Source organism: Paenibacillus sp. FA6 (genome assembly GCF_051550225.1).
Taxonomy (GTDB): Bacteria; Bacillota; Bacilli; order Paenibacillales; family Paenibacillaceae; genus Paenibacillus_AQ.
Map to the genome: position 1 here is coordinate 4,074,834 of NZ_CP188820.1, position 15,248 is coordinate 4,090,081.

The window sequence follows — 15,248 nt, forward strand, 5'->3', positions numbered from 1 at the left end:
CCCCCTAATCTACCAAATACTATTATTCGAAACACGTTTGGCTAGCGAATTAACGAAGACCAACAAACATAAATTGATCAACGAATTGAACAATCCTACCGCAGTCGCAAAGCTATAATTGGCGTTAAGTAAACCGACCTTATAGACATAGGTGGAAATAATTTCTGACGTTACTGTATTCAGAGGATTCTGCAACAGATAAATCTTCTCGAAACCCAATCCCATGATATTCCCAACGTTCAGAATCAGGATAATCGTGATCGTGGGCAGGAGACCTGGTAAATCTACGTGAATAATTTTCTGAATACGAGAAGCTCCATCAACCTTCGCAGCCTCATAAAGTACAGGATCAATTCCCGCAAGGGCAGCTAAATAAATGACAGCAGCATAACCTGTCGACTGCCAGACATCCGACCAGACAAAAATGGATCGGAACATGCTAGACTCCCCTAGAAAGTTAATCGAATCCAAGCCTAGAGCATTCAAAGCTGTATTGAAGAAGCCTAACCGCGGCGCCAAGAACAACATAATCATCGACACCATAACGACTGTGGAAATAAAGTACGGTGCGAACGTCACCATCTGGACCAACTTCTTAAACCTTGCACTCCGTACTTCATTCAGTGCTAATGCGAGTAAAATTGGAATAGGAAATCCAATGACCAATTGATATAAGCTGATATAAATCGTGTTCTTCACGAGTGTCCAGAACATCGGATTCTCAAAAAACAATTCAAAGTTCTTGAAACCAATCCACGGGCTGCCCCATATTCCCTTCGTCACGTTATAATCTTTAAAAGCAAGCGCGGCATTCAAAATCGGATAATATTTGAAGATAAGAAAAAACAGTATTGGTGGAATTACGATCAGATATAATTGCCAATGCTTTCTAAAACTCTTTCTTGCAAGTTCCACACGAATCCCCCCCTCGGCATTGTAGTCCATGATGTTTGGTAGCGCTTTCTATACGATTCATTGTAGTAGTAACGGCGAACATCCGGATAGGTACAATAGGTTTTTTTGCGTACAGATGTCCCGATTTTTAAGGGACACTTCTCCGAAAAGAATACAAAAATCCCAACTGCCTCGAGCAGTTGGGAGGTACGAACTACATGGATTGCCGATAGGAGCTTGGGGAGACGCCCATCACTCGTTTGAATGCTCTGCGGAAGGAGTGCGAACTGTTGTATCCAGTACGCGATGATATCTCATCTACGGAGTAATCTTTTTGAGTCAATAAGAGCACAGCCACTTCCATCCGAACTTGCTCCAAGTAATCCGAGACATTCGTTCCCGTGACATCTTTAAATATTTGCGATATATATTTCTCAGGTCGTTCGACCTGTTCGGCTATCCGGTACAAGTTCAATTCTTGATCAGCGAAATTCGAAGAGATATAGGTCTTGATCTGCTCGATCATTCTTGTATGATTGTGGTTCTTCTTCCGCATAATGACACGACATAAATCTTGGATGATCTGTTCGATCTCGTTTTTAATAGAGGCCATCTCATTCGTTGGTTGAATACTCATAATTTGCTGGTGAAGTTCATCGAAAGAAGCCGATTCTGCGAAGACTTTTTGATTGATCAGTTTGATGAGCGTTCCTCGTATCTCACTGACCAATTGAAGCTTCATCTCAACGGATAAATGCTGGTTATCGATATTTTTGTCCATAATGGATTTGACGATTCTTTTCGCTTCTTGATCATCTCCAGCCCGTATAGTACTGATTAATCTCTGCTCGATATCCATCGGATAGTAATAGCTTCCACTCTCGACTTTCGAATCACTAAACCATACGATATAGTCCCGATTGTTAAGAATCGCATATTCTAAGGTCTGCTTCGCTTGCTCATAGGAATGTGTGATATCTTGAATGGTAGAGAACGAGTCCCCGACCGCTACGCTAATTTTGAGTTTGTATTCACTGTAGGCCATCTGAAAGAGATGATCTGCAACTTGTTCCATTCTCGAGCGTCCCATATCTCCAATCACTTCGTCATCTGGATTCATATAAATCATCACTATGCGATCCGAACCAACATCCGTCAATAGAATGGATTCCTTCCGATTGTCTAACATCTGCGTTAGAATCAATCTTGCGGCATGCAATTCATTTAATACTTCTACACTGTCCATGCCTGTATATCCATTGATTTGGAGAACCGCTACATATCCCATATTCGATGGGAATAACGTATTAGCTTGAGTTGCCGCGGCTACAATCTCGTCTACCGTTTGAAATTCACCCATGATTAATCGTTTTAGAAATCCATCCCGAATCAGAGGAAGCTGACGGGTAAGCTCCGTCTCGAGTCGTTTATTCTTCATCATCATCTGTGAGATATTGCCGTGCAAGAAATCATACTCATTGCGAACAGGGACGCCGTCTTTAGCGAACTGCTCCTTCATCACCGTGAGTAGCTTATGAAGCGGTGCGCTATTCCGATATGACAATAAGAGACCTGCAATTAACCCGAGAAGCAGAGCAATACCGGTAACGAACCACGAAATATACTTAATTTTGTTCGCATTCTCCATGATAACCTTTTTGGGGATCCCTGCCTGGTACACCCAACCATTGGTCTTGGACTGCATCGTGATGACCAGATCATCCTTATAATATTGGCTTTGTTCCTCCTGTAGAAATGTAGGATCAGATGATATCTCTTTCACTTCCGATTGGCTGATACCTTGTAAGCTTATTGGATTTCCTTCAGCATCACGGATGTAAGTCCAGCCCCCATAGCGTTCCGTCCAACCTGAGAGAAGATTTGAAATGTTCTTCTCGTCAATCATAACCACGACGGTAGCCGGAGATGATCCGCTAAAACTATCTAACGGCAACGATTGCATATAGGAGATCGCCGCGTATTCTTTCCCATCACTTGTCACGGGTTGAAGCGGTAGAATCACACTTCTATGCGTCTTGTTCAATAGCTCCTCCCATTCCTCCCAAGACATATTCTTAAAATGTGAGACTTCGTAGTAGTATTTAGGGCGATACGTAGATCCTTTAGATAGAATCACATTGTAGTTGCTAAAATAAATGAAGTAGTTCTGCAAGAAGTCATTGGTTTGACTAAAAGGAGTGACCTGCTTCATGAGATCCCACATCCCATAAACATTCATCTTCCCTTTAACGACTTCTTCACTCATGAGCACATTTAAATCTTGATTTAATGCCAACTGCCTCGTGAAACTTACCACTTCAGCCATTCTTCGCTCTAGTGTTTCTTGGCTCTTCTGAAGCTCCGTAACACTGTTCTCAATCGACATCGATTGCGTAACCGCAATAGACGTACGATATGACACATATCCTGCTAGACTAGGTATAATCAGAATAAATAGATATGAAATTAAAAACTTCCGAAATATTCCCGAATATCGAGGCACAAGCAACCCATCTCCCTATCTATATGGTAGCGTTTTCAAATCCTCTCATCAAAATACTCTAGTCACAAAGGAAAGACAACCACAGCTCCCCTTCATTGCTGTAGTTGTCCTTCCTTTGTATGGATCTTCTGTTAGATTTGTACAACTTGTAACTGACTATTCAAGCAGTACACACCGCCTACTTCTACCTCCATCGATACGTTGTCATGTCCGAAACGTACGGATATACTACCTTGGGTATACGTATAGATTGTTGCTTCTACCAATTGGTTGTTCTCCCAAGTCACATCCACTTCAACATTTCCTTTCGCTCGCAGCCCCTTCAGCGATCCCGTAGACCAAGCCTCTGGAAGTGCAGGCAACAGATGAATCTCCCCAGCATGACTCTGTAATAGCATTTCTGCAATCGCCGCAGTCCCACCATAGTTGCCATCAATGACGAAGATGTTCGTCTCCGCACCTGCGATCCCTGGTTTGGAGTACGTTAATAAATTGTCAAAGCATAATTCACCGATCAAATGCGCGATATGCTTGTATGCACGCTCTCCATCATGCAATCTAGCGAAATTGAGCCCAAATAGAGCTGCTGTAAATTCAATATCCTCTAGTTCATCTTCCTGCATTCGGTTCTCTAAGGTAACTCTTGAGGCAGCGCTCAACTCTGGCGTTCCTTGTGGCGTTATTTGATTGCTAGGATATAATGCGAACAGATGCGACAAATGCCGGTGCTCAGGCTGTGCTTCCTCATAATCCTCTAACCACTCTTGCAACTGCCCCTTCTTACCAATCTGTAACGGAGGCAAGATCGCTATCGCTTCTGTTAACTGCTTCTGCAATTCAATGTCTATCTCTAGTAATTGTGCTGATTTCAAGCAAAAGTTAAACAGATCTCGGACCAGCACTTGGTCTAAGGTCGATCCCATCGATAATTGCTGAGCACCTTGAGTCTTATCACTTGGATAGAAATGATTCTCCGGTGAAGTCGAAGGTCCTGTAACCAACCAACCGTAAGTCGGATGAATCGTCATATAATCTAGGAAGAAGGTAGCTGCCTCTTTTAACACAGGATATGCTTGTTGTTCCAGGAATTCTCGATCTTGGTTATAGTCGTAATGCTCCATTAAGTGTGTAGCAATCCATAACCCACCAGTCACGTTAAGTCCCCAAGACGTCTCCCATCCTGGATCCGTGAATCCCCATGCATTCGAGAATACATGCGCAACCCAGCCTTCGCTTCCATAGAAATCACGCGCCGTAGAACGTCCCGCATGCGAGAGTTCCTCAATGTAGCGCATTAATGGAAGATGGCACTCCCCTAAATTGGATATTTCCGTAGCATAATAATTCATTTCCGTGTTGACATCCAAATGGTAATCGCAACTCCACCCCATACGACAGGCCTCACCATCATTCCATATACCCTGTAAGTTTAGCGGCAATGGAGAATCCGCTCGTGAACCTGCAATCGTCAAATATCTGCCGTATTGATAGAATAGTGCAAACAAATCAGGATCTTCGGTTTGTCCCTTCTTGAACAACTGCACTCTCTCATCCGTAGGTAGACTAGACTGTGCGGACGTACCCAAATCCACCTCAACACGCGCATAAAGTTCGCGGTAATCCACAATATGATCTTCTCTGAGTTGCGCATAACCCTTGGCTATCGCTTGCTCTACTTGACGCTCACACTCTTCTGCCCAAGCATCTTCTCTTCTATAGTCTGTATTCACCGCGAAGTAGATCCATGCTTCATCGGCATTAGATACAACCAACTGCCCTGCTTCAACTCGGAGGGTTCCGCCGGAAGTTACCACTTTCACGAGACCTTCGCTCTTTACGCCGCATGTTCCGTCACTGTGGACATCCTCCGTAGCCTGACCCCTGAACTTTAACGTATCGTTGTTCAACGTCTCAGTTATGAAGGATTCCGTACGCCCCTCGATTCCAAGCGTGAAGGAAACGGAACCCGGAAGTTCTCCCCATATGCGGGAAGCAACAAGCTCATCCGCATGTGTAGCGAATACTTCACGCGTAATTGTATTGCCATTCACCTTGTACGATACGTGTGAAATCGCCTGATCTAGCTCTAATTCACGGACGAATTGTTCTGAATCACCTACAGGTGCATACTGGAACTTGATATCACAAAGCGATAGGTTTGTTCCGAAGTTCTGTTTCACTTGTTGCAGCGACTGCTTCGCAAGCTTGTCCCCCGTCGCATAGTCTCCCGCGAAGAAATGCTTCCTCATCTCTTCAAGGTCAACCTTCCCCTTCGATGGACTTACAAGATCTTCTGATTTCCCCGACCAATAGGTTACCTCCGTCATGCTCCATGTCTCTTTATCCGTCCCCCCATAGATAACTGCACCGATTCTTCCATTTCCAAGTGGAACTCCCTCTGACCATCGTAAAGCAGGCTGTTTATACCATAGTTTGAATTTACTCATACTGCACACTCCCTCTTAAATGTGATTGGGTATTTCAATATCCTAACGAAGCTCCGCCTTCAACAGGCAAAGCAACACCTGTTATGAATGAGGCATGTTCTGAAGCTAAAAATAATACAGACTGTGCAACTTCTTCCGATGACGCAGGCCGTCCTAACGCATGCATATCATTTAATGCTTGCTCGGTTGCCTTGGGATCGGCTTGCTGCTCAGTCCAAGTCTCAAGCAATGGCGTCTTAACTCCCGCAGGGCAGACGCAATTCACGCGCACACCGTCGGATGCATAATCTAGCGCGAGCGACTTACTCATCGCAATGATGCCGCCTTTGCTTGCAGCGTAGACCGGATTTTGGCGTTGGCCAATGAGACCATTCAGGGATGCCATATTGACAATCGACCCACGGGTTTGCCTTAAATGCGCAATAGCATGCTTCACCGTCAAGTAGACCCCTTTTAAATTAACATCTATTACGCGATCAAAATCAGATTCCTCAATCTCCTCCAAATACTTGGGTAGAATGACAGCTGCATTATTGAATAACACGTCGATTCGTCCGAAGGCTTGCATTGTTGTGCTCATTAGGTTCGCGACATCGTCATCCTTAGAGACATCTGTCTGAATTGCAATTGCGCGTATCGTCCCCTCTGTCCGTGGATAATTTGCGTTCAATTTAATCGCTACTCGTTGTGCCTCGGCTTCATTCCAATCTGCGATCACAACAAGCGCACCCTCTTCAGCGAACCGTTCCGCACTAACTTCGCCGATTCCGGAACCGCCGCCGGTGACAATCACAACCTTATCTACAAACCTCATGCGACTTCCTCCTTTATGGCACTATCCTTGAATCTGAACGATGGCATGAAGTTCCAAGCATGGAATATGGACTTTCACGTGCTCTCCGTCCCAATCCCATTTCAGTTCCGTACCTTCTGGTTGTAGAACAATTCGAATTGGCTTCTTGTCCATACGTACTCGAAACTCTAAGTCATAGATCGGAGGCACCTCTTCGTTATGAATCACGTATCCCGGTCTCTTCTGAGCAAAGTAATTCAAGAAGTGAACAATCGTTTCTTGTCCTGCCTCCGTTGTCCGTTCCATCATGTTCATCTCCACATGCAGGGGTTTGCGCACCTGGATTGTTCTCGCAGCAACAGGGTGCATCACATTTAGACAAACGGTTAGCCACTCACGAATGAGTCTGTGTCCCTCCAGATAATACAAAGCAAATAGGTCGCCGTTCATATACATCGCTTGGCCTTGACCATACGAGTGAAGTGTTACCGCAGATGCTGCAACCGCAGTCCCCGCTGGTGCTGCACCAACCGTTGTGTAATGCTGCCAATCCGACCGTTCTCTTCCCCCGTTGCGCCATACCGTCTCTACAGGTTCGAGCAGGTCCGCTAAGGATTCAGCATGATCCAGCGAGATATCCAGTGCTGTACCCCAAGCCTGCAATTTGATCTGCCCATACTCCATCTGTGCATCCAACTTTGAATCTGCCCGCCAGTAATGGAGTGGGGCAGGCAACTCGCCTTTACGCACTAATCCTAATAACTTCGCGAATGGATCTGCCGTTCGACGCTCCCCTTGCTCATTCCACAACCCCGAACGTCCCGTTACAATAAGCTGTCCGCCGGCTTCCACATAGCGTTCGAGCGCAGTAATCGTTGCCTCTTCCAATAGACATTGGTCTGGAATAATGACCAACGATTGACGATCCAATTGATTGCGAAGCGTCTCTTCGTCATAAATGAGATGCTGAATGCCCGCTTCCGTTAACCATAACGATGCCCCGTCGACTCGGTCAGTACGGTATTTCGGCAAAGCTCCCCAGTGTTTATCCCGTCCCCACTCCGCTCCGGCTGTAGGCCCTAGCACGTTAGATGGAAGACTAGCGAGAACAGCAACCTCAGGTACGGGCTGTGCGTCAAGTGTGAAAGCCTCTCGTTCTTTAACGAACGCATTGACTTTCTCAAGGTCGCGGTACACGGTCGGCTCTAGCGTGCCGTCAGGGTAAGGTTGATCCGCGAAGAAACCGCGAGCTCCTACAGCAAGAATGGTTGCCATCTCCAATTTCCAATCCGTGTGGGAACGTATTTGCCATTCGCCCCAACCATGAAATCGTTCATTCATATAATCAAATGGGAGTCCTGTTGTCGCCTGATACCGACCCTCACGGCTAAAGATCATCTCATGATTCGCACCGAAATGGACTGGATCACAAGATAACCAATCCAAGCCCAATTCCCGTGGCGTTAACCATTTTACGAATTGACCTTGTTCCATTTTTGGTACACCGTAGAAATACTTCCCTAGGTTATTCTCAGCAACTAAGGTCTCCGGAGAAATCTCTTTGATCGTATGGACTAAATCCTTTACGTAAGGGGCTATCAACCCGCGTCGCCACAACCGCCACCGTATCCAATCCGGATGATCGAGCTCTACTCCTGCATCCGGCATCGGGCCTGTTGGTAGCTCATATCCGGTATCCGCCGCATAACGTTCATGGCAACTTTGACAATAACAAGGGTACTCCACCATCCAACTTCCAGCATCGATCCATATCCCATCCGGCTCATGACGGCGCACCGCTTCCTGCAACAACGGAAAAAAGTAATCCTTCAAATACCCCGTTGCAATGCATATATGCGAAGCATCATGTTGTAACCAAGCACCTCTAGGCATCGTTCCATCTTCATTACGGCGCATCCACTCAGGATGTGTTGTATGTAAATGTATCGTTGTAAATGCATTCAAATAAAGGATGGTGCGTATCCCGACTTCTTTTAATGCACGAGACATAAGACCGGTATAATCACTCTTCAAGTTAGGATGCACCGGAGCGATCTCTGAAGGATAGAAAGCGTGACCATAATGGTCATACGCAAAAAACTCCACCGCTTCAATACCCGTATCCTTAAACATGGCAGCCTGCTTACGTGCCTCTTCTTCTGTAAAAGCGCTCGCTACTCCTTCCATCCAAGCCGGTTGATGATAATCTAAGTGCAACTTACGAAACGTACTTCCTATCCAGTTCCCCATCTCTATTCTCCTCTGCACTTCAAAGTTGCCCTATTCCAAGGTTGTTCCTTTGTCCGCTTATACAACAAGTTTCCTTTTACTAAATTTATAATTCATTGTATCATTGGTGCAGAATATCGTATTTGATCAAGCATCCATTCATTTAACGATTTATCCGGTAATTTTCACTGATTAACCATAGAAAGAAGGAACGTAATTGAAACAACTGTCCGAAATTACACCTTATGTTGGTGATTCTATGACGTACCTGTATGATGGGAGCTCCAACGAGCGCCTGCGTACCTGCAACGTATATGCCTTTCATCTGTTCACCGATGGACCTGGGCAGATGGAGGTTGATGGGAGACGCTATCCTATTGATAAAAGAACACTCGTATTTCTCCGACCCGGTCAAGCACATGCCTTCCACATCTCATCACAACAACCTTTATCTTCCTACAATTTGTATTGCGATTTATGGGAATCGGTTCAGCCGTTGTCGGTGAATCGCTCCTTCGCCCCTGCTCCGGATCAGTTCCAAGCTGACACATTAGCCACCACATTTCCTTGTGATGAGCTTGATTCTTTACCGAGCCTATTCTCTTTGCAGCCCCATCCGATGCTCTATGATCTGTTCATCACGATCGCGAACACATACAGTGAATCCCGCTTCTATCACAATGAAGCAGCGAATAGCTTGCTGTATGCTTGGGTTCTGAATTGGTATAATACGATCCACACGCACCAGCCTACGGACTATCGTATTGTTCGACTGCTCGCTCATTTGAATGATCACCCAGAACGTCGTGAATCCGTCGAGTCCTGGAGTCAATTCTGTGGATTGAAGCGCACCTATTTTCACGAGTTGTTCTTACGTGAGACGGGCCATACACCCAAAGCCTATCAACATAAATTAATTATGAAACGTGCCACGCATCTACTGTTAGAGAGCGATTTAAGCATTACAGCGATTTCCGAGAAACTAGGCTATCTCTCCATCCATCCTTTTACGAGGCATTTCAGCACCTACTATGGTGTCAGTCCGAGTCAGTATCGGTTACATCCGGGAAGGGTTCGATAGTACTTTGAAAGACTGTAGTGTAGGATGACCGCTCCGCTGACGGATTGTCCTTACAATCGCTGTTGCCATCAGATTTCTTGGTTGTATACCGTCTAATACGGTAGAAATCCGATGGCAAAGGCGAACGCTATCGCTTCTTCAGGACAATTCCGTCCTCTTTGCTACCATTTGTATAAGGCATTCTTGAGTTTGAAAAGGAATTCAAAAAAATTACTGATTTTGTGGTCAGCGCTGCTTTTCCCTCCACCAGTACTCCTTCTTGTCGGGTTATTCATGGAAATAGGAAAGACCTCCTGACACGTATCTATCACTTTATCCACTTCTAAAGTTGCGTTCATTTTGATTAACGTATGAGAAAATGAACACAACAGAAAACAGGGCAATCATGGTTGTATCTGACCATAATTGTCCTGTTCGGAGTAACTCTATTGCGTTATTTAGGTTGTACTTTTCAAGGATTACTGTACCTACAAGCGAATTGAGGAAATCTTTTTAGAGGTGTTACATTTGTTATTGGTTGAATGATTCCTGCTGACCTTACAAATAGATAGTGTCTTATATATATCTGGTTAGAATATTATATAACTGAGTCTCTCTTAACTAACACATTATAGGCTCAATCATTCGTTCTATTTTGTTATTTGTTAATTTTCTTCTACCGAAGGTAGGAAAGGTTGACGCTTTCTTATATCTTACGTGTTTCTCAGAATTTCACCAAGAGTGACTTCGTTTTCTGAAATTAAGTCATAAAATCCTGTGTGTACTCCCTCTTCATATAACCAACATATATCAGTTCCGTATGGGGCATCAAAAAACTCCGAAATTATAGGGGATATACCAAAAATAGATTCAGCACTTAGAATTGTAAAGTTTTCCGCATTATTAATATAATCATCATCTATTACAGAATATAGATTCCACTCGTTTAACTGTGGTATAGAACTTTTTTCTCGAAATGAATATCTAATAGGACAACCCGAAATAATATTTTTAGAAACTAAAAAGCCACCGTATTCACTGTTATTTATTTTCATTTTCAAACTCCTTTATAATCTTTACGACGTCATTCCTCCAAGAATATTCCTTTGAATAATCAATACATGATTTATCAAATATATCCTTATTATTATAATCAGCTCCCTGCTCTAGTAAATAGTTGTATATTGGCTTTATTTCCTCAGTAGCTAACTTTGTTATTGTAATTGCATACTTTAAAGGTATTGCATTAAATTTATCTAGTGCATTAATATTTATTCCATCTTCTGAAATTAATTTTGTTATTTCTAACATATACTCTAGTGAAGGTCTTAATACATTAAAATAAAAAGTGTGTAGAGCATTTCTTTTGTTTTTCGAATCTTCAAAATTAATATTTATTCCTTCTGAGATTAAGAACTTTATTATTTTGATTTTTTCAATTGGTTTTTTATCGTTAACTACAGCTAAGTTTAATAGATTTAAACCTAAATTTGTATTAATTTGATTAATATCCCCACTATAGTGTTCAATAAACTCTTCATATGTTCCATCTCTTACTGCATCAAATGCATTTGTTATTTTCAAAACAACTCATCTCCTTTCTCACTCTTATCTATTAACTTAATTACTTTTAATAGAAAGCCCTCACCCGATATAACTACTCGTAGGGGATCTGGATTTCTCCCCTCCAAGTGGCAGTAGTAATCCTTGTATAGCTTACAATTACTCCACAGACTTGCACTTAAAATGTTATTTATACTTATGACATCTGTTAGCCGAAGGCGTTTCCAATCTATAGTTATCTGGATTAAATTAAAACTCTTTTAATTCATCAAGCGTTATTTCTCGATTTTTGTTTTTTTCGAACATATCATTATAATTACTTCCTGATTCATGACCAAAATCAACTACATCTTCTCTAGGTTGACCAGGCTTCCATTCTATTACATCACCAGTATTCGGATCGCGCAGAATTCCATCAAGGTCTACATTGGCATATAGACATTATTTTCAAACTCAAGTTGTTTGCCACCTGATAGGGCCTGTCTCCCTTTAGGCTTCCCATCTTTTATTTATCGGCCATCCACTAAAGGATTAGTATGGTTAGCTCCACTTATTACCTTACCACCTTCTCCCATCCGCTAAGTTGTAAAGCTATTTCGGAAAATAAAAAGCGATAACTGGGTTACCAATTACCGCAAGCGATGTTAGACAATTTTACGTGCTAAAACGTCATAACTATTTTATTTTCCAGTACAGCTCTAAAATTGGAATAATTCCTCATCATATTATTACCATATGCACTTACGGCCTCATTACCATTTATCATACTCTCATAATTTTCTTTAAATTCTTTTTTATGGGCTCGTCTAAACTTGCATAGTACCTTTTGGTCGCTTCTTCTGCTAATTTACGCGAACCATGTGTTAAGACAAAACTAATATCAACCAGATAACCATTTGGAGGATAAAACCCTCTCATAACGACTTGTTTCAAGAAGTTATTCAGATCATTCATGCAGCTTTCTACAATAAGTAAAAATACGTTGTCTAACCAACTAGTAAATTCTTCAACTGTCTGATCCCAATTTTCTTCATTTGCGATGTTCCAATACAATTGACCATTTGGTACATTGCATTGACGAGTATTGATATGAAATATTTTATCTTTCGATTTTAATGGGATAATTGCACATTCACCATAAAATGCTACATTTTTATCAGATATATTATTCCAACTTGTATAAAATAACACCTTGTACATGAAACTCTTATCTTTTTTGGTCATCCAATGACCTGACCTAGAATATTTCCAACCACTGTCTGTATACTTTTCAGATATTAAACTACATAAGTTATCAAATACTTCATTTGCTTTCATATTTACACCTCAAAGCTAAGCCATCTAGGATTCATATATTCAAAGCTTAATTTTCAAATACTGCGTATTGTTACCAAATTACTCCAATATTCTATTGTAATTTTCAGTAGTTTATATTTAAATCTTAAATCGAATATAAATCCATCTACTGACTTATTTGAGGAGACTCTTCAAATAAAAGTACTTGAAATTGTATGACCTGCTTTTAAAGCTAAATCTTTTAGTTCACCAATTTCTACATTCGGTACTACAATTAAAATGTAGGAGTCACTATCTATGTCTAAATACGCAAGAGATAAAGATCGTTCATTGAGTTTATCCGCAATAGCCTGTAGCTTTTCCCCAGTTAGCATCGCGTCTGATATATTCTCAATCCATTCCCAATCTAATGAATCTATCTTTTTCCTATCAAATAAATCATCGATTGCATAAGTAATTTCCAAGGTACTCTCTTTCCAATCTATTTCATACGCCAACTCGTCTTCAATCAATGCATCAATTAACACAATCCATGGTAATTCCTCTAAATGTTCTTCAATACCTCTTTCCTTTAACTTTTCTTCAAATCTAATGACATAGTTGTTAGGTTCCTCTATTGCAAACCTGACCTCTTCGACAATCTTGCTTGAATTCTGTGCTAACCTCTCTGCCAATCTTAATAACGCTGAATTTACCATTTGCCTCCTCCTAATAATTAGTCAACAAAATCAACAATAGGATACTGAATATCCTGTTGCTCTAACATAACCCTTGGTGCGAGTATGTGATCCACTTCTACCTCTACCTCTACCCCACTATTCATAGCCAATTTAACAAGACCTATTACAGGAATACTTAAAAGTTCCTCTGGTGTATCTCCATAATCATCTTTTAATTTCCTATGACACTCCAACATGTATTCCAAACCATCGTGAACAGATTCCTTATTCTTTTTTATGATTCCATCCAACACGATGCCATAACCCCTATATAGACGCATCCGACTCTTTTGATTTAATTCTTGAAGTTTTATAACATATGTCTCTGCTTCATCCAACTCTTTTAATATAATATGCTTGACAGCATATCCTACTAGTACCCCAAAGGTATCATCTTCTGCTTCTTCTTTAGCTCTACCACCGAAGAGTGTAGCTAGAGAAGTAATTAAATCTTGGTTATCACTTATTAATGCCATAAATAATGTTCGATAGCTATTGGTATTTACATAATCTATCGAAATATCAAATTTATTGTCGTATTTTTGAAATATGACTTCTTGCATTTTAGCACCCAGATAAAAATATTGCTTTGATTTAACTACATCCTTATCAAGAACGATCTGCCCAATTGCAATATTCATAAAACTATCAAGCAGCATCGTATAGTAAAAACCAACATTCTTGGGCAAGCCATTTGTTCTGTATTTCTCTAAACGCATATCCGTTCTTTCAACAAATCGAGCATAAACATCCGGAAAATAATTAATATATGACTCTCCAATTTCATCCATATCAATAAGCTCCTTATATCAGTTTTCAATCTTATTTTATACTTACAATGATCAAGGAAACTTGCCCATACGCTTCCATATATTTAAGCCTTCTTTACTTAAATTATTAAGAGTTTTGTTGATCTGACCACCCTCTTCAATAAAGTCCTCAATTAACTGAGCAGACTTCACTACCTCAGGGTCTTTTGACCTCGACATTTTCTCCAGATTTCTCACATTCTTCTCCATTCGTTCGTACACATCCCGTCACGATCGCGCCTTTTCCATCGGCTTCTGGACAGTACAGTGTGGCACTTGTTCCGATTTGGGCCATACAGTACATGGCATTTCCTGTTGGTGGAGCGAATATGAATCAGTGAGCGGTCTCCTTCGATTGATCTTTATCTATCGTGAGGTGTAGTTTGACTTGCTCTCCCTGAACATCTAGCACTTCGCCTTCAAGTGAGACGCCAGACAGCCGTTCATTATGTATAATTCTTCGTTGTATTCCTTTCTCGCGAGACAAGCGATAGCTATATACCAGCTGTATTTCCTCTAACTGTACTGTCTTTTGGCTAACGACCAGTTGTTTATCTCTGAAGTTCACGATGTCACCCATGTTATAGTGATGATCACTTATGATGTCATAATAGAAGAAGTCCGTGTTATGTAGTCCCGCCTCTGTCCCAGCAGGATCCGGTACCTTTACTATCTTCATTCCTCCATTGACTTTACTAATCCCTTTACCCAAGACCTTGGGACTTCCTCTATCCTCCTCTATCTCTGCAGTTGGTATTTCCTCAGTTACAAATAAATTAAACCGACTCAAGATACAACAACTATAAACCTAGTGCCCACTCGTCTGCCTAGCTTCTTTCAACTAAAACCATCACCTTCCTTCTAAAAAAGACATACTCCCACTCATTTTGAGTGGAGTATGTCTTCTCAATTCATCAATTATTCAGGTCTGTTGC

Annotated in this window: 12 protein-coding genes and 1 pseudogene; 1 reads left to right on the forward strand and 12 read right to left on the reverse strand. The window is 41.7% G+C overall.

The annotated features are described in order from the left end of the window. Positions 1–9: 9 nt before the first annotated feature. From ACP8HI_RS18770 to ACP8HI_RS18790, 5 genes are all read right to left on the reverse strand, one after another. Entirely contained in the window at positions 10–945 is a 936-nt protein-coding gene (locus ACP8HI_RS18770) for an ABC transporter permease (protein ID WP_438347699.1), read from the reverse strand. A 163-nt stretch (positions 946–1,108) separates the two neighbouring features. After that, positions 1,109–3,397, reverse strand: coding sequence for a helix-turn-helix domain-containing protein (locus tag ACP8HI_RS18775; protein ID WP_438347700.1), 2,289 nt, complete (start codon positions 3,395–3,397; stop codon positions 1,109–1,111). Between the two features lie 131 nt (positions 3,398–3,528). Next, the gene (locus tag ACP8HI_RS18780) at positions 3,529–5,844 is read right to left on the reverse strand and encodes a glycoside hydrolase family 95 protein (RefSeq protein WP_438347701.1); all 2,316 of its coding nucleotides are present in this window, start codon (positions 5,842–5,844) and stop codon (positions 3,529–3,531) included. Positions 5,845–5,878: 34 nt separating this feature from the next. Next, on the reverse strand, positions 5,879–6,658 hold the full coding sequence (locus tag ACP8HI_RS18785; RefSeq protein ID WP_438347702.1) for an SDR family NAD(P)-dependent oxidoreductase: 780 nt from the start codon (positions 6,656–6,658) through the stop codon (positions 5,879–5,881). Between the two features lie 21 nt (positions 6,659–6,679). Further along, the gene (locus ACP8HI_RS18790; protein ID WP_438347703.1) at positions 6,680–8,887 is read right to left on the reverse strand and encodes a beta-galactosidase trimerization domain-containing protein; all 2,208 of its coding nucleotides are present in this window, start codon (positions 8,885–8,887) and stop codon (positions 6,680–6,682) included. A gap of 196 nt (positions 8,888–9,083) precedes the next feature. On the opposite strand from ACP8HI_RS18790, the gene ACP8HI_RS18795 reads away from it, so the two are divergent. After that, entirely contained in the window at positions 9,084–9,947 is an 864-nt protein-coding gene (locus tag ACP8HI_RS18795; protein WP_438347704.1) for a helix-turn-helix domain-containing protein, read from the forward strand. 692 nt (positions 9,948–10,639) lie between these two features. On the opposite strand, the gene ACP8HI_RS18800 is transcribed toward ACP8HI_RS18795, so the two are convergent. The 7 genes and pseudogenes from ACP8HI_RS18800 to ACP8HI_RS18830 all read right to left on the reverse strand — a co-directional run bounded on the left by ACP8HI_RS18800 (position 10,640) and on the right by ACP8HI_RS18830 (position 15,103). Then, positions 10,640–10,981 carry an immunity protein Imm33 domain-containing protein gene (locus ACP8HI_RS18800; RefSeq protein ID WP_438347705.1) on the reverse strand — a complete coding sequence of 114 codons (342 nt, stop codon included), beginning with the start codon at positions 10,979–10,981 and terminating at the stop codon, positions 10,640–10,642. Further along, on the reverse strand, positions 10,968–11,510 hold the full coding sequence (locus ACP8HI_RS18805; RefSeq protein WP_438347706.1) for an ankyrin repeat domain-containing protein: 543 nt from the start codon (positions 11,508–11,510) through the stop codon (positions 10,968–10,970). Before ACP8HI_RS18805 ends, ACP8HI_RS18800 begins: the two co-directional genes overlap by 14 nt. A gap of 640 nt (positions 11,511–12,150) precedes the next feature. Next, positions 12,151–12,806: pseudogene (locus tag ACP8HI_RS18810) on the reverse strand (hypothetical protein). 170 nt (positions 12,807–12,976) lie between these two features. Next, positions 12,977–13,483: a DUF6630 family protein gene (locus tag ACP8HI_RS18815; RefSeq protein ID WP_438347707.1), complete on the reverse strand. Its 507-nt coding sequence runs from the start codon at positions 13,481–13,483 to the stop codon at positions 12,977–12,979. 17 nt (positions 13,484–13,500) lie between these two features. After that, positions 13,501–14,295 (reverse strand): hypothetical protein, encoded by a 795-nt coding sequence (locus ACP8HI_RS18820; RefSeq protein WP_438347708.1) that lies wholly within the window; start codon positions 14,293–14,295, stop codon positions 13,501–13,503. Positions 14,296–14,346: 51 nt separating this feature from the next. Next, positions 14,347–14,493: a hypothetical protein gene (locus ACP8HI_RS18825; protein WP_438347709.1), complete on the reverse strand. Its 147-nt coding sequence runs from the start codon at positions 14,491–14,493 to the stop codon at positions 14,347–14,349. Between the two features lie 154 nt (positions 14,494–14,647). After that, the gene (locus ACP8HI_RS18830; protein WP_438347710.1) at positions 14,648–15,103 is read right to left on the reverse strand and encodes a hypothetical protein; all 456 of its coding nucleotides are present in this window, start codon (positions 15,101–15,103) and stop codon (positions 14,648–14,650) included. Between the last annotated feature and the right edge of the window lie 145 nt (positions 15,104–15,248).